Source organism: Cupriavidus sp. 96C5-1 (assembly GCF_057798855.1).
The window spans coordinates 19,229-35,227 of record NZ_JBYOJU010000006.1 but is presented as its reverse complement, the minus strand read 5'-3'; the positions used below and the strand labels follow the sequence as shown (position 1 = coordinate 35,227).

Genomic DNA, 15,999 nt, shown 5'->3' with positions numbered 1-15,999 from the left:
TGATGCCTGATGCCTGATGCCTGATACTTATTTCGCGGCCGAGCCCGCCTGCGTTGCCGCGGCGTCCGCCCCGTTGGCGCGGATGTAGGCGATGAGGGCGCCGACCTCCGCCTCGCTCAACGGGATTCTCGGCATGAGCGGGCCGAACCCCTTGACCAACCGCACGTGCGGTTCGGTCATTTCGGCCTTGAGGTAGGCATCGTCGACTTTCGCGGTGCTGCCGTCGGCGAACGTTTCGGTGCGGCCATACAGGCCCTTCCAGCTCGGCCCCACGCCGGCGGTGCCGTCGATGCTGTGGCAGCCCACGCAGCCCTTGCTCTGGGCCAGGGCGCGGCCTTGCGTCGCCAGCGTGTCCGCGCCGGCGGGTGCGCCGGCCACCCCTGCGGCAGCCGCCGGCGCGGGCGTCTTCAGCATGGTCAGCGCAAAAGTGGGCTGGCGGGCCAGCCATGCCCGGAAGGCGGCCTCGTCCTCCACCACCACATGGCCCCGCATGTTGTAATGGCCCACCCCGCAGAGTTGCGCACACAGGATCTCGAAGGTACCCGCCTTGGTCGGCGTGAACCAGAACGAGGTCACCATGCCCGGCACCATGTTCATGCGGGCGCGGAACGGCGGCACGTAGAAGTCGTGCAGCACGTCCTTGGAGCGCAGCAGCACCTTGACCGGACGGTTCAGCGGCAGGTGCACCTCATTGCCGACAACGATGATGTCATCCTGCCCGCGTGGATCGTCCGGATTCACGCCAAGCGGGTTGGCCGGCGTGACGAAGCGTGCATCCGACGTGCCAAGCTGGCCACCCTGTCCGGGAAAGCGGAAGGCCCACTGCCACTGCTGGCCCACCACCTCCAACACCATGGCATTGGCAGGCGCGTGCACGTATTCGGCATAGACGAACAGCCCCGGCGCCAGCAGGGCAATCACGCCGAGCGTGGTCCCGCCGATCAGCCACAGCTCCAGCTTGCTGTTTTCCGGCTGGTAGCCCGCGCGCATGCCGTCGCGATGGCGGAAGCGCCAGACGATATAGCCGACGAACAGGTTGATGACGATGAAGAAGACACCGGTGATGACCAGGGTGATGGTCAGCGTGTCGTCCATCTGCTTCCAGTTGGAAGCAAGCGGCGTCGCCCACCACGGGCTCACGAAATGGAAGAGCACCGAGGCTACGACGATGATCACGAGTGCGATGGCTAGCGCCATACCCCCCTCCCCCTTGCGCTCCGGAAGGCAGCCAACTCCACGCAAGGCTGTGTTAAGACTAGTGCATGCGGTCCGCCCACTGCAAGGCGCCCCTGACAACGCTTTGCGTGCTGCGGCACACGAACGGGCGGCATGCCCGCCGGCATCCGTCAAAGAAAAAGCGGCGGCAAAAGCCCTGGCTTTCGTCCGCCGCTACCGGCCCGCGCGGCCCGTGTAATGGCAAGCGGGTCTAAACCAGCCCACCGCAGGCTATCGGAGATTGGATGCGCTGCGGTGCGTGATGACTGCCCTGAACATTGACGCGATGGTTGGCGTGCTCAGTGAGATACATCCTTGCTTTCCAGCTTCCAGTACGCAATGGCCGCGGTCATGCCGAAGATCAGGTGGCCGGCCATGGTGTGCCAGCCGCGCGCATCGGCAAACCAGGTGAAGAAGCGGGTCATGCCATAGAAATTCAGCAGGTACACCGCCAGGCCGAACACGGCGCCGGTCAGCAGCACCATGCCCACGCTGGAATCCAGATGGAACGGCGCGATGATGGCCCCCAATATCATGCCGAGCACCGCGCCCAGCACGAAGTGGATCACCAGCGCGGCAGCCACGGTTCCCACGCTGAACAACGAAGTCTGCAGTACGTCCTGCCCCATCAGGATTGCCGCGATCATCCGCGTCGTGCCCCATGGACTGACACCTGCCACCATCGTCGACCAGAACAGCTCGATCACCATCAATAGCGCGCCGGCTGCCAGCCCTGACACCGCTGCCGCGGTCCAGTCTGGCATGCGGCGCACATAGTGGTGCGATTGCATGTGAAGTTCCATAGCCACCTCCGGATATGCTGATTTTCTGCAGGTTCGCTGCAGCCTGGCTGCAAGGCGACGCCGTGACTTGAGCACGGATCGGGACCTGCGTATCTGCACAGCATAGGACACGCCGGCCTGGTCGTTGGACCGCACACGCGCAAAAAAGTGCGCATGGTGGACACGGCGCAACGTTGCCCAACGCACCAGGAAAGCGCGTGTGACAGGGTCGGTACTTCGCGCCGGATGCGCTCAGGCGCCGGCCGATTTCCCGCCCTCATGGCCATTGCCCGCTACCGCCTGGACCGTGTCCAGGACACCGCGCTCCCGAAACACGCGCGTGTGCGTTGCAAGGCCGTTGAGGGCGGCGTCGCCGATGCCGCTCAGGCCCTCATCGGTCTCGATCTTCAGCGTCACGAAGTTGCGCCCCGGGGAACACACGATGACGCGCGCGGCGATGATCCTCATGCTGCCCCCTCGGTTTATTGAATGATGCGTGCCTGCCTTACATGACCGCGCCGAGCGACCACGGCACGAACTCGCTCTGCCCGTAGCCGTGCCTCTCGCTTTTGGTCTTGCGCCCCGAGGCGGTCTCCAGCATCAGCCGGAATATATCCGCGCCCTTGCCGGCGATGCTGGCGCCGCCCTCGACGATGTCGCCGCAGTTGATATCGATATCCTCCGACTGCCGTTGCCACAGCGCATTGTTGGTGGCCAGCTTGAGCGAGGGCGACGGTGCGCAGCCATAGGCCGAGCCGCGGCCGGTGGTGAAGCAGATCAGGTTGGCGCCGCCCGCCACCTGGCCCGTGGCCGAAACCGGGTCGTAGCCCGGCGTATCCATGAAGACCAGGCCGCGCGCGCGCACCGGCTGCGCGAACTCGTAGACCTCCACCAGGTTGGTGGTGCCGCTCTTGGCCACCGCGCCGAGCGACTTCTCCAGGATGGTGGTGAGCCCGCCGGCCTTGTTGCCTGCCGAGGGATTGTTGTCCATGCTGCCGTGGTTGCGCGCGCAATAGTCCTCCCACCAACGAATGCGTGCCAGCAGGCGTTCAGCCACCGCTGGCGAGGCCGCGCGGCGGGTCAGCAGGTGCTCCGCGCCGTAGATCTCGGGCGTCTCCGACAGGATGGCCGCACCGCCGTGACGCACCAGCAGATCCACGGCGGCGCCCAGCGCGGGGTTGGCGGTGAGGCCGGAGTAGCCGTCCGAGCCACCGCATTGCAGGCCCACGGTCAGGTGGCTGGCCGGCACCGCCTGCCGTTGCACGCGGTTGGCATCGGCAAGCAAGGCCTGCACGATGGCAACGCCTCGGGCCACCGCGCTCGCGGTGCCGCCGGTATCCTGGATATTGAACGCGTGCAGGCGCGGGCCGGCGGCCATGCCGGTCAACTGTGCCTCCGCCAGCAGGCCGTCGATCTGGTTCGCCTCGCAGCCCAGGCCCACCACCAGTACGGCGGCAAAGTTCGGATGGCGCGCATAGCCCGCCAGCGTGCGCCGCAACACGCGCAGGTTCTCGCCTTCGCTATCGGTGGCGCAGCCCGCGCCGTGCGTAAGCGCCACCACGCCATCCACGTTCGGATAGGCGGCCAGCACCTCCGGGCGCAGTTCGCGGCGGAAGTGATCGGCGATGGCGCGCGCCACCGTGGCCGAGCAGTTCACCGAGGTCAGGATGCCGATGTAGTTGCGCGTGGCGACGCTGCCATCGGCACGCACGATGCCATCGAAGCTGGCGGGCATGTCGACGTATTCCGTGGCCTGCGCGTCGGCGCCGGTGGCATGCTCGCGCGCGAAATCGCCCATCGCCAGGTTGTGGGTATGCACGTGCTGGCCGGGCGCGATCGGCTGGCGCGCAAAGCCGATGACCTGGTTGTAGCGCCGCACCGGCTCGCCCGCGCCGATGGCGCGCACCGCGAGCTTGTGCCCGGGCGGCACCAGGCTGGCCACGGTGATGCCTTCGGCCGCAATGACGGTGCCCGGGACCAGTTGCCGGCAGGCAATCACGATATCGTCGGCGGGATGGATGCGGATGACGGCGGGGACATTGGCGGCAGGCATGCTGGCTCCTGAAAGGTGGCGGACGTCGCAAACGAGGGGTGGACCCGAGGGCCCGAGGGCTCGAGGGCTCGACAGCCCAATGACCCGATGGCCCGATAAGGCGCCGCCTCAGTTCGACCAGCCGCCGTCGATCACCTGCGCCGTGCCGGTGGTGAATGCCGATTCGTCCGAGCCGAGGTACACCGCCAGCGCGGCAATCTCCGCCGCGCTGCCGATCCTCCCCATCGGCTGGCGCGCCACAAAAGCGGCCTCGACCTCCGCCAGCGTCTTGCCGCCGGCGCGGGCCTGGTCAGCAATGCGCTGGCGCAGCGATGGCGACTCGACGGTGCCCGGACAGATCGCGTTGCAGCGGATGCCGTGGCCGATATAGTCCGCCGCCACCGACTTGGTCATGCCGATCACCGCCGCCTTGGTGGCGCCGTAGACGAAGCGGTTGGGCGCGCCCTTGATGCTGCCCGCCACCGAAGCCATATTGACGATCGAGCCGCGCCGCCGCTCGATCATGGCGGGCAGGAAGGCCCGCATCATGCCGTACATGGCGCGCACGTTCAGGTTGATCGAGAAATCGAAGGCGGTCTCGTCGCACTCGAGCAGGGTGCCGTGGTGCACGAAGCCCGCACCGTTGAAGAGAATGTCGAGCGCGCCGGCCTGCGATGCCGCCGCGCGCACCGCGGCGGCATCGGTCACATCCAGCCGCAGCGCAGTGCAGCCAGGCTGGCCCGCCAGCCCGGCCAGCGCGGCCTCGTCGATGTCGGCGGCGATCACGCGCGCGCCTTCGCGCAGATAGGCTTCGGCGGTGGCGCGGCCTATGCCCTGCCCGGCTGCGGTCACCAGGGCGAGCTTGCCGGCGAGTCGTTGCGTCATCTGTCGTTCTCCATGGAGGATTCCGGCTGGCAGCCGGGTTGATCGTCAGGAAACCAGCGCGCGCGCCACCGTACGGCGCCCGATCGCGGCCCAATCCCATTCGATACCAAGCCCGGGCACATCCGGGGCAATGGCATGGCCGGCCTCGATGCGCACGCGGCTGGCGGCGATATCGTCGAGCTGCGGGATGTACTCCACCCATCTCGCGTTCGGCACCGCAGCGCACAGCGAGACATGCAACTCCATCAGGAAGTGCGGGCAGATCGCCATATTGTGGGCTTCGGCCAGGTGCGCAACCTTGAGCCAGGGCGTGATGCCGCCAATGCGCGCCACGTCGGCCTGCACGATGCCGCAGGCGCCCTGGCGCACATACTCGGCGAACTGGCCGGGCGAGTACAGCGACTCTCCCACCGCGATGGGCACGGAGGTCGAGGCGGCCACCCGCACATGGCCGGCGATATCGTCGGCCGGCAGCGGTTCCTCGAGCCAGGCGATGCCCAGTTCCGCGTAGTGCGGCGCGCGCCGGATCGCATCGGAACGCGGCACCTGGGGCGGCAGGTCGACCTGGAGGAGTTCGACCTGGACCACCGTGGTGGCGGTGGCGGCGCTCATTTGCTGCCGACCAGGTTAGGCAGCCACAACGTGATCTGCGGCACGTAGGTAATGGCGATCAGCGTCAGGAACAGCGGCACCAGCCACGGCAGGATGGCCACCGTGGTGCGCTCCACCGACAGCTTGGCCACGCGCGCCAGCACGAACAGCACCATGCCCAGCGGCGGGTGCAGCAGGCCGATCATCAGGTTGAGCGTCATCACCAGCCCGAAGTGGATCGGGTCGATGCCAAGCTTGAGCACGATCGGCAGCAGGATGGGGACCAGGATGGTGATCGCCGCCGTCGTGTCGATAAAACAGCCCACGATCAGGATCAGCACGTTGGCCAGCAGCAGGAACACCCACTTGCTGTGGGTGAAACCGAGAATGGCATCGGTCAGCATCTGCGCCGCCTGGCTGGTGGTCAGCAGCCAGGCGAAGATCGATGCCGCGGTGACGATGAACAGTACGGACGCGGTGGTCTCGATGGTATCGAGCGTGGCCTTGGCGAGCGAGCGCAAGGTCATCGAGCGGTAGCGCACCAGCCCGAGGAACAGCGCCCAGATCACCGCCGCCACGGCGGCTTCCGTGGGCGTGAACCAGCCCAGTGTCATGCCGCCGATCAGGATCACCGGCGCCATCAGCGCCATCACCGCGGAGAAGTCGAAGTACCAGTCCAGCGCCAGCAGCACCGCCAGCGCGATCAGCGCGGCCATGTTGGTGGACATGCCAAAGCGCGTCATCAGCCAGATCGCCAGCGGAAACGCCAGCACCACCGCCACTTCGATGCTGGCCTGGCCGAGCCGTTTCCAGGAGAACGCCGTGTCGCTGCCCCAGCCGCGCCGGTGGGCAAACCACGCCACCGTGCCCATCATGAACAGGGTCAGCACCAGGCCCGGCACGATGCCCGCCAGGAACAGCGAGCCGATCGACACATTGGCCATCATGCCGTAGATCACGAACGGCAGCGACGGCGGGATGATGGGCCCCAGCGTGGCCGAGGCGGCGGTCACGCCGACCGCGAACTCGGTCTCGTAGCCGTGATCCTTCATGGCCTTGATCTCGATGGTGCCAAGACCCGCCGCGTCCGCGATCGCGGTGCCGGACATGCCCGAGAAGATCACCGAGCCGATGATGTTCACGTGGCCGAGGCCGCCGCGCATCCAGCCCACCAGCGCCACCGCGAAGTTATAGATGCGCCCGGTGATGCCGGCCACGTTCATCAGGTTGCCCGCCAGGATGAAGAAAGGCACCGCCAGCAACGGGAAGCTTTCCACGCCGGCGATCATGCGCTGCGCCAGGATCACGTCCGGCACGGTGCCGGAGGTCCAGATATACAGCAGCGAAGCCACCGCCATCGCAATGGCCACGGGCAAGCCCACCAGCATCAGCAGCAGGAAGGAAGCAATCAGGATCCACATAACGGTGCACTCCCGGTCAGTCGTCGCTGGCCTCGAACGCTTCGGGGCGCTCTAGGATGGAATAGCCTTGCCGCCAGTTCTGCCAGGCCACCTGGCAGGAACGCAGGCACATCAGGACAAAGCCCGCCAGCACCAGGTAATAGACCCAGTCCTTGTTCCACTCGATGGTGGTCATCGGCTCGTCGCCCACCACCAGGATGTAACGCCAGACCAGCCAGGCCGCGTAGCCCAGGAACGCTGTGCGCACGATATCCACGAATGCCGACAGCACGCGTGCGGGCGCGTGCGGCAGGTAGCGGTAGAGCAGGTCCACCTGGATATGCCGGCTCTTGCGCACGCACATGGCCGCGCCGATGAAGACCACGCCGATCAGGCAATACGTCGCCAGCTCTTCGGTCCAGGCGAGCGAGTCGTTCATCACGTAGCGGGTGAAGAACTGCAGGAAGACCAGCACCGTCATCAGCCAGAACAGGCCGAGCGTGATCCAGTCCTCCGCGGCGTAGCCCGTCAGGTCCGCCGGCCGGGTATCCGCTTCCTCGAAGCTGTGCACCAGTTCTTCGACGCAAGCCAGATGCGGCGGACTGTGTGGGGCCTCGCCGGGGGCGGCCTGCACAGGCAGGTCCTCGGAGAGCCGGGAACGCATTTCCATGGTGTTACTCCGCTAATTGACTGTTCTCGAACCAGCCAGCGTGCCAAACCCCGCAAGGGTGGTGCCCCTCCCGCTTGCGGGAGGGGCAGCGGCAACCGTCGGGCACTTCAATCGGTACAGGCGCGTCCTGCCAGCTTCGTCCGGCGCCTTGGGCAACACATCACGCCCTTCACTTCACCGCCTGGATCCTGTCCCAGTCCGCCTTGCGGTAACCCTGCGATTCGAAGCTCACGTTCTTCAGCACCGCCTCGCGGTACTCCGGCACGCTGATCTCCGTTACGGCCAGGCCCTTCTGCCTGAACACCGCCACCAGTTCCTTCTCGCGCGCCACCACGTCGGCGGTGGCGCGCACGGCGGCTTCCTGCGCGACTTCGGTGAACATCCTGCGGTCATCCTCGGATAGCTTCTTCCACAGGCCGCCCGAGATCACGGTGTTGAGGTGATCGACGATATGGCCCGTCAATACGATGTTCTTCTGCACCTCGTAGAATTTCTTGGCTTCGATGGTGGTCAGCGGATTCTCCTGCGCTTCCACGGTGCCGTTCTGCAATGCCAGGTACACCTCGGCGAAGGCAATCGGCGAGGTATTGACGCCGCAGGCGCGCGGCATGGCCAGGTAGGCTGGCACATCCGGCACGCGCATCTTCAACCCCTTCATCTCGCCGCAATGCGCGAAGGGCTTGTTGGAGGTGGACTGGCGCGTGCCGTAGTAGGTGGTGGCAACGATGTGGTTGCCCGATTTTTCCTCGTAGCCGCGCGTCAGTTCCTTGTAGATATCGCTCCTGGTGTAGGCCAGCAGGTGGTTCGCGTCGCGGAAGGTGTAGGGGTAGTAGGCCACGCCGATGCGCGGGAACGATTTGGCCGCGAAGCTCGACCCGGAGATGATGATATCGACCGAACCCAGCGCAAGGCCCTGGTTGATGTCGTTCTCCTTGCCCAGCTGCGAGGCGGGAAATACATCGATCTGGTACCTGCCGTTGCTGCGTTTGCGGATCTCCTCCGCGGCCCACACCGACCATTTGTGGAAAGGCTCCGAGGTCTCATATACGTGCGCCCACTTGAGCCTGGTCTGGGCCGGCGCGTTGCCGCAGGCCAGGCTGGCCATGCAGGCTGCCAGCACCATGGCCGCCGGCAGCAGCGATGACTGCAGTCGCGGGGAAAATGGCTTCATCCTTCGTCTCCTCTTGTTGTGGTGAGCCTGGCGCTCTCTCTCGGATGCGCTCCGGCGGCCGTGATGCCGGTCCATGCGTCTATGCTGCGGTGAGCTGCACCTTGGTGCTGCGGGTCTTGTCGGCGGCCAGCCTGAACGCTTCCGCTGCCTGCGCCAGCGGCAACTGCGCCGATAGCAGCGGGCGCACATCGAGCCGGCGTTGCGCGAGATAGCGCACAGCCCAGTCGAACTCGCCTGCGAAGCGGAAGGCGCCGACATACTCCAGTTCGCGCGCCATGATGCTGTTGGCGGGAAAATGCAGCCCCTGCGCCGGCAACGTGCCGATCTGCACGATGCGCCCGCCGCGCCGGGCCGCCTGCAGGCAGGTCTCCAGCGCGGCGGCGCTGCCGGCCGCTTCCAGACAGATGTCGGCGAGATCCGCCACGGCCTGCGGCGCCACCCGGTCGGTGCGGATGGCCTGGTGGGCCCCCGCCCGCAGCGCCACTTCGAGCGGGCGGTCCGCGATATCGCAGACGATGACATGCGCCGCGCCGGCCAGCCGTGCGGCCATCACCGCCAGGCTGCCGATGGTGCCGCCACCGGTGACCAGCACCGTCCTGCCCATCAGCTCGCCGGCGCGGCGCACGCCGTGCAGCGCTACCGAGAGCGGTTCGGCAAAGGCCAGCTCGCCCAGCGAGATATCCGTGTCCACCGGCGTGAGTTGCCGCTCGTGCATCAGGAAGTGCTCGCGGAACATGCCCTGCACATGTGGATAGACGCTGGCGCTGCCGAGAAAGCGCATGTTGCGGCAAAGGTTGTCGCGCCCGGCCCGGCAGTAGTCGCACGCGCCGCAGGCATGCGAGGGATTGATCGCCACCTTGTTGCCGGGAGCGACGCGCGTGACCGCGCTGCCCACGCGGGTTACGATGCCGGCGGCTTCATGGCCCGGTGTCAGCGGTTCACGGATCACGAAGGTGCCTACCTTGCCGTGGAAGTAATAGTGCAGGTCGGAGCCGCAGATGCCAGCCGCGCCGAGACGCACTTCGACTTCGTTCGGGCCGGGATCGGTTGGATCGACCTGCGAGAAGCGCAGGTCTTCGCCCGCATGGATATGGCACACAAGAGACATCAAGACTCCTCGGCGAGCTTGCGCGGCTTGCGGCGCGCGATGGCAGGCGCCGCCGGCGGCGCGGCGCCGGCGTCGGCTGTTCCGGGCATGGCCGCGCTGGCTGGCCACGCTGCGTAAAAACGTCCGTGCGATGCTTCCAGGTGCCGGCACATCGCCTCGCGCGCGGCCTCCGGCGAGCCCGAGGCAATGGCCGCCACCACCGCGCGGTGCTCGGCGATGGCGGCGTGCCAGCTGGTCTCGTTCTCGAAATGGCTGCCGAAACGGGCGAAGAGCGGGTTATGGCGTTCGTCGAACAGTTCGGCAACCAGGCGCTGCAGCACCGCATTGCCCGACACCTCGGTAATGCGCAGATGGAACAGGCGGTCGCCCCGGACCGGGCTCTGGCCGGCGCCGGCTTCCGCTTCCATCATGGCGATCGCCTCCGCCAGCGCAGCCAGCAAGGCCGGCGTGGCATGCCGCGCGGCATTGGCCGCCATCTCGCCCTCGATGGTCTGCCGGGCGCGGATGACATCCAGCGGCGGCGGCGCCATCACGCTGGCCGCGCGGGCCCGCTCCGGCGGACAGGCATAGATGCCCGACCCCATCCGCACCTCGACCAGCCCCTCCACCTCCAGCGCGATCAGCGCTTCGCGCACCGACGGGCGCGACACCCCGAGCTGCACCGCAAGGTCGCGCTCCGGCGGCAGGCGCGAGCCCACCGGGAACTCGCCGTTCTCGATCAGCCGGCGCAACTGGTCGGCAATCTGGCGGTACAGCCGGCGGGGTTCGATCTGCTGCAGGGGCATGTCGGTGCGCGGTCCCGGAGAGCGTTCAGGCATAGAGGTAAAGTGGCCTGACCAATTTCTAGGAAGTTTTTACGCCACCTACAAGGGAAATTTATGGAGCGGCGCAGCAAGCGAAGCTCGGGAAGTGCCCGGATCGCCCCTGCACGGGCGAGCATGCCGCCTTGGGGAGCGGCCGGAGCAGCCGCAGCAAAATCTTCCACGCAGGCAGCGTACGTCGTTTCGGCGCGGAAGGCGCGGAAGGCGCGGACGGTGCGGAAGGCGCAGGACTGGGAAAACGCTTACGGGACAACCCCGATGTCATTCATCCTTGGCCTCTCTGCGACACTTTCTATACTGAAAGCACAAGCTGAAAGACAGGAGACGGCAATGCTGCACTTCACGTCGCATGATCTTGTGTTCCTGATTCCGATGGCGCTGGTGGGCATGATTGCCTTCGGCGGGATCCCCTTCACCGCACGTGCCCTGCGCATCAGTTGCCGCGCGGCGGGTGCGATATTCGGGGCGCTGCTGGCGGTGGCCTTGCTGGAGGCGCTGCCCTTGCTGATCTGAACGCTTCGAGCGTTCCCGGCTTGCTTGTGGGAGAGGAGGCCGCTATGACACTGGGCATGTTGGCCGTCGTGATGGCGGCCCTGCTGCTGGTCACTATCGTGACAGCGATCTGGCGTTGTAGCCATCCCTACCGCATGCGTTATCGCCGCTGCGCCGAGCAGCGCAGGCGCGCGGGAATCTGCCGGCAGATGCAGCGCCACTGAGCGCGGCTGCCTGGCCGAGGGCGCCAGCGCGCGATCTCGTGCTTACCCTGCCAGGACGGGTACTGGCAGGCGGACATGCGCCGGAATCAGACTCTGAATCGAACTCAGATTTCGATCATCGCGAACTCACCCTTGCCCACGTCGCATTCGGGGCAACGCCAGTCTTCCGGGATGTCCTCCCAGCGCGTGCCGGGGGCGATGCCATCTTCCGGCCAGCCCTGTTCTTCGTCGTAGACCCATCCGCAAATCACGCAAACCCAGGTCTTGTAGGCAACGGCTTCCTGCTGCAAAACGCACTCCTGTATCGATTCCGGGCGAAATCATACAAGCTTTTTGACCGGCGCACCGGCATGGGCACTGGGGCATTGAAGCGGAAGCGGAAGCGGGAGCGGCACCGCAAACCGCGCCGCGCCCTCCCCCGTCAATCCCGCCGCGTGCTCACTGCCGGATCGTGAAGTCCACCCGGTTGGGCGCACCCTTGTCCTTGATGCCTTCGGCGCTGAGCTTCGGCGCGGTCAGGAACAGGCGGCTCTCCGGCACCTTGGCGTCGCGCTCCAGCGCCTGCTTCACGGCCAGCGCGCGCTGCTCGGCCAGTTGCCTGAGTTCCACATCGGTGACCGGCGCGTTCTCCAGCAGGAGCGTTTCCATTTCCTTGGTCGGCAGGGACTTGGACAGCCCGATCATATTGCGCGGTTTCTTGAACGATGCGCGCTTGTAGACCGTTTCCAGGTATTTCGGATACTCCTGCGGCGACACCGTCACCTTGGCGCCCTGTTCTCCCTCCTCGCTTTCCTCGGCCACGGCACCCTGGCGGGCGCTGGTGCGTAGTTCACGCGCCTTCTGCTCGGCCACGCGCGCGTCAAGCCAGGCCCGGCGCGCGCCGGCGTTGTCGGTGGCGGGATCGATGCGGCCGCTGATTTCCAGCCGCAGCGCCGGACGGTCGGCCAGCGCCTTGCCCAACGTGGCGATCTTCTGCGCAGCCGCCGGCGTGAGCGTGGCCGTGCCGGGCGCAAACTCCACATAGCCCAGTTCGTCGCCGCCGCCAAAGGCCGAGGCGATCAGCGAGAACGGCGAGGTGATGGCCTTGGTCAGCAGGTTGACGATCACCCGCACGATCACGCCACCGATGCTGAACTCCGGATCCGACAGCGAGCCCGCTACCGGCAGGTTGATGTCGATCACGCCGTTGCGATCCTTCAGCAGCGAGACCGCCAGCAGCACCGGCAGCTTGGTCGCGGTCGGGCTGTCGACCTTGTCGCCGAAAGTGAGCTGGTCCAGGTAGAGGTGGTTGCGCGCGTCCAGCTTGCCGTTTTCGATCTTGTACGCCACATCGACCGTGAGCTTGCCCTTGGTGATCGGGTAGCCGGCGTACTTGGCCGCGTAAGGCGTCAGCCGGGTCAGTTCCACGCCGGCGGCCTTGGCCGCGATATCGAGGTAAAGCTGGTCGGCCAGCGGGTTGAGCTTGCCGTCGATATTGACCGGTGCGTCGTCATCGATACGCCCCGCCAGGGTGAGGTCGGCCGGCGTCGGGTCCAACGACGAGACCTTGGAGACCGATCCCTTCATATCGGTCAGGTTGGCGGTGTAGTTCGGCTTGACGAAGAAATCCGAGAAATTGATGTTGCCCTTTTCCACCGTCACGCCACCGATGCGGATCTGCGGCTTCGCCGCGGCCGTGGCCACGGTTGCCGCAGGTGCCGCGGGTGCGGCGGGCGCTGCAGCAGGCGCGCTGGCGGCCGGCACCGGGTTGGCCTGGGTCAGGCTGGTGTTGGGCGCGGCTTCGCCTTTGGCGGCGCCGCCAGCCATCACATCCTGCAGGTTGAGGCGGCCGTTGGCATTCAGGATCACCCGTGCGTAGAAGTCCGACAGCGCGACGCTGCCCACGCCGACCTTCATCGGCCCCTTGGCCTCGTCCATGACGAAATCGATGCCGTTGACGGCCAGCGAGCGCCAGCGCAGGAAATCGTCGCCGGTCAGGCGGTCGACGCTGCGCACATTGCCGAACTGCGCGTTGCCGGCAAAGCGCGCGGCAATCGGCTTGCCGGACGGTGCATCGACGCCCAGGCGCCCCTTCACGGTGGCGGTGCCGCCACGCAGCGCGGCATTGAAACGGTCGGCCAGGTAAGGCTGCAGCGGCGCCAGGTCGAACTCGCGCAGATCCACTTGCAGCTGCGCCGCGGGCGCGGTGGGCAGCACCGTGCCGTCGATCGCCAGCGAGCCGCGCCGTCCCGACTCGGCCTTGAACTTGAGCGGAATGGCCCCTGCCGCCATCGGCCACTGGAGCGGGCCGGTGCCAAGGCCGACATTGCGGAATTGATGGATCACCGGCCGGTCGCGGTTGGCGTCCGAGGGCGCGTAGTCGGTCAGGCGCAGGCTACCGCCATCCAGCGAGAACTTGCCAAGCTGCGCCTTCCAGGGCACGGGCCTGGCCGCGGCGGCACTCTGCGGCTGCTTGGCCTTGGCCTGCATGGTGGAGGCGCGCTGGACTGCCTTCTGCCCGGACTGCTCGGCCCACAGTCGCGCGGCCTCCAGCACCTGGCCCTTGCGGTCGCGCGTGAGCGCGATCTGCGGCTTGGCTATCGCCAGCTGGCCGGCCTGGAATGTGTGCGCGCCAAGGTCGAAGGTGATGTCTTCGAGCGCCACCCGCTCGGCGCTTACCGCCGGCAGGTTGGCGTTATCGCTGTCGTCGCTGGCACGCCGTGCGCCGCGCCTGCGGGCGTTGTCAGTCGTGGCGGTGGCTTGCGGCACCGTCACCGGCTCGCGCGTGGCCACATAGAGCGGCGCCAGTTCCACGCGGGACTTGTCCAGCGAGAAAGCAAAATCCGGTCCGCCCCACGCCATCTTGTAATGCAGCTCGGCGTTGAGCGCGGTGTCGCCGAGCCGGGTGTGCAGTTCCGCCGGCCACCAGGCGGCGAAAGCCTGCGGCTTCACGCCGCTGGCCTGCAAGGTACCGTCCATGGTGCCGCGATGCAGCGTCAGTTCGCCTTCATGGCTGAGGGTCTGCCCTTCACCCAGCCCCAGCTTGGCCTGCACCTTGGCAGGCTTGTCGCTATCGCCGGACAGGCCAGTCACCTCGGCATCAAGGGGACCCAGCGCCAGCGTGCCGGGGCCCGACGTGGCGAGTTCGTCGCGCAGGCTCAGGCTGGCCTGCTTGACGGTAATCCGGTCCACCGCATAGCGCCAGGGCAACGCCGCCGGCGCGGCAACGCCGCCGGCGGCCGGCGCCGAGGCCGGAGCCGCCTTGGCCACGGCAGGCGACGACGCCGGTGCCACGGGTGCCGGCGCCACGGCCGGTTTCTCCGCCTTGGCTGGCTGCGGCAGGAAGGCCTGGGCCAGGTCCAGCGAGCCATCGGCGCGGCGCACGGCCTGGACTGCCAGGCCATCCACGGCGAAGCTGCGCAGATGGACCATGCGACCCAGCGGCTCGATGCGTGCGATGTCCACCGCCACCCGGCCCGCTTTCACCAGCGGCGAGCCATCATGCTTGCGGATATCGGCATCGCGCAGCGCCGCCGTGCCTGTCAGAAACACGTCCTGCTTGTCTTTCTGCTGGATGAATCCCAGCGTGAGCCGCGTATCGAGCAGGCCGCCCTTGATCTGCGCATCCTGGAGCGTCGGCGCGAACGGCATATAGCGCGCCAGTTCCAGCCCGTCGAGGTTGATATTGAGGTGCGTCTCGCGCGAAGCGGCGAACGGCAGCATCGTGCCGTCAAGAGCGACCGCGGAGCCGTTGACGTTCGCGCTCACCGTCGGCCGGGTCACGATCTCGACGTCGTGCGGCAGGTTGGACAGGAAGGGCAGCGTGATGGTCAGGTTGTCCACGCGCTGCGTCTGCTTGAGCAGCTTGTCGTCGAACACAACGGTGCCGCCGGTCAGCGCGATATTGTTGACCGAGAAGCGCGCGGGTTCGGATTTGGGCGCCGCGGGCTTTGCCGCAAAGCGCTCTTCGATGTCGGCGTAGTTCATGCGCCCGCTGGCGTCGCGCGCCAGGCGCAGCGAGGGCCGGTCGATATGCACGGCATCCACCACCGGCGCCATATGCCACAGCGAGGCGATGGCGCCGTCGATCTTGGCCTCGCCCAGCGTCAGCATGGGCGTGGTGCCGTCGGGCTCGTAGATCGTGACGTCGGTCACGTCGACCGCCAGCGAGAAAGGATGCACCTCGGCGCCGCCGAAGGTGACCTTCCGCCCCAGTGCCTCGCTGGCCTGCTTGGCCACGAAGGACTTGATCAGCGGAGGCCCGCCAAAATAGCCAGCCAGGCCGAACACCGCCAGCGCGGCCACGATGCCGCCGGCCACGCGCAGGCCTGCCCTACGGCGCGGTGTGGCGGTTGCCGCCTGCATGGAGAACTTGATTGCCATGTGATCCCAGAAAATTCAACCCCATTACCCGTGTCCGCATTGCATATCCGCCAGCAACGCGCATGCACGATGGCATTCCACGCTGCGTTGCCGGCGAATTGCCCACTTTGTGGCCCGGATTTCACTTTTTACACACATTATGGCAACGCTTCGTGGCAAAGCAAAGGTATTCAAATGAAACCAAAGGTGAATTCATCGCGGACTAAACATGGTTTGAAGCCGGATGACGACAGCCGCTTCGCCGCC

The 15,999-nt window shown here is 66.8% G+C and carries 14 protein-coding genes and 1 pseudogene; 2 read left to right on the top strand and 13 right to left on the bottom strand.

Annotation, left to right across the window (positions count from 1 at the left end; translation table 11 throughout):
* Positions 1-27: 27 nt before the first annotated feature.
* The 11 genes and pseudogenes from AC3FOF_RS09885 to AC3FOF_RS09835 all read right to left on the bottom strand — a co-directional run bounded on the left by AC3FOF_RS09885 (position 28) and on the right by AC3FOF_RS09835 (position 10,672).
* Complete coding sequence (locus AC3FOF_RS09885; RefSeq protein ID WP_276263988.1) at positions 28-1,197, bottom strand: cytochrome c oxidase subunit II; 1,170 nt, start codon at positions 1,195-1,197, stop codon at positions 28-30.
* Between the two features lie 317 nt (positions 1,198-1,514).
* Positions 1,515-2,018: a hypothetical protein gene (locus tag AC3FOF_RS09880; protein WP_035809133.1), complete on the bottom strand. Its 504-nt coding sequence runs from the start codon at positions 2,016-2,018 to the stop codon at positions 1,515-1,517.
* Positions 2,019-2,249: 231 nt separating this feature from the next.
* Positions 2,250-2,465 carry a hypothetical protein gene (locus AC3FOF_RS09875; RefSeq protein ID WP_488726589.1) on the bottom strand — a complete coding sequence of 72 codons (216 nt, stop codon included), beginning with the start codon at positions 2,463-2,465 and terminating at the stop codon, positions 2,250-2,252.
* Between the two features lie 37 nt (positions 2,466-2,502).
* Positions 2,503-4,050, bottom strand: a complete 1,548-nt coding sequence (locus AC3FOF_RS09870; RefSeq protein ID WP_017225723.1) for an altronate dehydratase family protein — start codon at positions 4,048-4,050, stop codon at positions 2,503-2,505.
* 108 nt (positions 4,051-4,158) lie between these two features.
* Positions 4,159-4,914, bottom strand: coding sequence for an SDR family oxidoreductase (locus AC3FOF_RS09865; protein ID WP_017225724.1), 756 nt, complete (start codon positions 4,912-4,914; stop codon positions 4,159-4,161).
* A gap of 45 nt (positions 4,915-4,959) precedes the next feature.
* A pseudogene (locus tag AC3FOF_RS09860) lies at positions 4,960-5,484 on the bottom strand (enolase C-terminal domain-like protein); the annotation flags it as partial.
* A gap of 38 nt (positions 5,485-5,522) precedes the next feature.
* Positions 5,523-6,926: a TRAP transporter large permease gene (locus AC3FOF_RS09855; RefSeq protein WP_488726491.1), complete on the bottom strand. Its 1,404-nt coding sequence runs from the start codon at positions 6,924-6,926 to the stop codon at positions 5,523-5,525.
* Between the two features lie 16 nt (positions 6,927-6,942).
* A complete protein-coding gene (locus AC3FOF_RS09850) occupies positions 6,943-7,575 on the bottom strand; it encodes a TRAP transporter small permease (protein WP_488726490.1) in 633 nt (210 codons plus the stop codon).
* A 169-nt stretch (positions 7,576-7,744) separates the two neighbouring features.
* Entirely contained in the window at positions 7,745-8,746 is a 1,002-nt protein-coding gene (locus AC3FOF_RS09845) for a sialic acid TRAP transporter substrate-binding protein SiaP (protein WP_488726489.1), read from the bottom strand.
* Positions 8,747-8,825: 79 nt separating this feature from the next.
* On the bottom strand, positions 8,826-9,854 hold the full coding sequence (locus AC3FOF_RS09840) for an L-idonate 5-dehydrogenase (RefSeq protein WP_488726488.1): 1,029 nt from the start codon (positions 9,852-9,854) through the stop codon (positions 8,826-8,828).
* Positions 9,854-10,672, bottom strand: coding sequence for a FadR/GntR family transcriptional regulator (locus AC3FOF_RS09835; protein WP_488726487.1), 819 nt, complete (start codon positions 10,670-10,672; stop codon positions 9,854-9,856). Before AC3FOF_RS09835 ends, AC3FOF_RS09840 begins: the two co-directional genes overlap by 1 nt.
* Before the next feature lie 333 nt (positions 10,673-11,005).
* Between AC3FOF_RS09835 and AC3FOF_RS09830 the strand changes: the two genes are divergently transcribed.
* Together AC3FOF_RS09830 and AC3FOF_RS09825 are read left to right on the top strand one after the other, a co-directional pair.
* Positions 11,006-11,188, top strand: a complete 183-nt coding sequence (locus AC3FOF_RS09830; RefSeq protein ID WP_006163669.1) for a hypothetical protein — start codon at positions 11,006-11,008, stop codon at positions 11,186-11,188.
* A 44-nt stretch (positions 11,189-11,232) separates the two neighbouring features.
* Positions 11,233-11,391 (top strand): hypothetical protein, encoded by a 159-nt coding sequence (locus tag AC3FOF_RS09825; protein ID WP_017225870.1) that lies wholly within the window; start codon positions 11,233-11,235, stop codon positions 11,389-11,391.
* Positions 11,392-11,495: 104 nt separating this feature from the next.
* On the opposite strand, the gene AC3FOF_RS09820 is transcribed toward AC3FOF_RS09825, so the two are convergent.
* Positions 11,496-11,681: a rubredoxin gene (locus tag AC3FOF_RS09820; RefSeq protein WP_017225869.1), complete on the bottom strand. Its 186-nt coding sequence runs from the start codon at positions 11,679-11,681 to the stop codon at positions 11,496-11,498.
* A gap of 148 nt (positions 11,682-11,829) precedes the next feature.
* Positions 11,830-15,753 carry a DUF748 domain-containing protein gene (locus tag AC3FOF_RS09815; protein ID WP_488726486.1) on the bottom strand — a complete coding sequence of 1,308 codons (3,924 nt, stop codon included), beginning with the start codon at positions 15,751-15,753 and terminating at the stop codon, positions 11,830-11,832.
* Between the last annotated feature and the right edge of the window lie 246 nt (positions 15,754-15,999).

Excerpts from the sequence above, each read along its gene's own strand:
- AC3FOF_RS09885 (WP_276263988.1), bottom strand. The coding sequence starts at position 1,197 with ATGGCGCTAGCCATCGCACTCGTGATCATCGTCGTAGCCTCGGTGCTC.
- AC3FOF_RS09880 (WP_035809133.1), bottom strand. The coding sequence starts at position 2,018 with ATGGAACTTCACATGCAATCGCACCACTATGTGCGCCGCATGCCAGAC.
- AC3FOF_RS09875 (WP_488726589.1), bottom strand. The coding sequence starts at position 2,465 with ATGAGGATCATCGCCGCGCGCGTCATCGTGTGTTCCCCGGGGCGCAAC.
- AC3FOF_RS09870 (WP_017225723.1), bottom strand. The coding sequence starts at position 4,050 with ATGCCTGCCGCCAATGTCCCCGCCGTCATCCGCATCCATCCCGCCGAC.
- AC3FOF_RS09865 (WP_017225724.1), bottom strand. The coding sequence starts at position 4,914 with ATGACGCAACGACTCGCCGGCAAGCTCGCCCTGGTGACCGCAGCCGGG.
- AC3FOF_RS09855 (WP_488726491.1), bottom strand. The coding sequence starts at position 6,926 with ATGTGGATCCTGATTGCTTCCTTCCTGCTGCTGATGCTGGTGGGCTTG.
- AC3FOF_RS09850 (WP_488726490.1), bottom strand. The coding sequence starts at position 7,575 with ATGGAAATGCGTTCCCGGCTCTCCGAGGACCTGCCTGTGCAGGCCGCC.
- AC3FOF_RS09845 (WP_488726489.1), bottom strand. The coding sequence starts at position 8,746 with ATGAAGCCATTTTCCCCGCGACTGCAGTCATCGCTGCTGCCGGCGGCC.
- AC3FOF_RS09840 (WP_488726488.1), bottom strand. The coding sequence starts at position 9,854 with ATGTCTCTTGTGTGCCATATCCATGCGGGCGAAGACCTGCGCTTCTCG.
- AC3FOF_RS09835 (WP_488726487.1), bottom strand. The coding sequence starts at position 10,672 with ATGCCTGAACGCTCTCCGGGACCGCGCACCGACATGCCCCTGCAGCAG.
- AC3FOF_RS09830 (WP_006163669.1), top strand. The coding sequence starts at position 11,006 with ATGCTGCACTTCACGTCGCATGATCTTGTGTTCCTGATTCCGATGGCG.
- AC3FOF_RS09825 (WP_017225870.1), top strand. The coding sequence starts at position 11,233 with ATGACACTGGGCATGTTGGCCGTCGTGATGGCGGCCCTGCTGCTGGTC.
- AC3FOF_RS09815 (WP_488726486.1), bottom strand. The coding sequence starts at position 15,753 with ATGGCAATCAAGTTCTCCATGCAGGCGGCAACCGCCACACCGCGCCGT.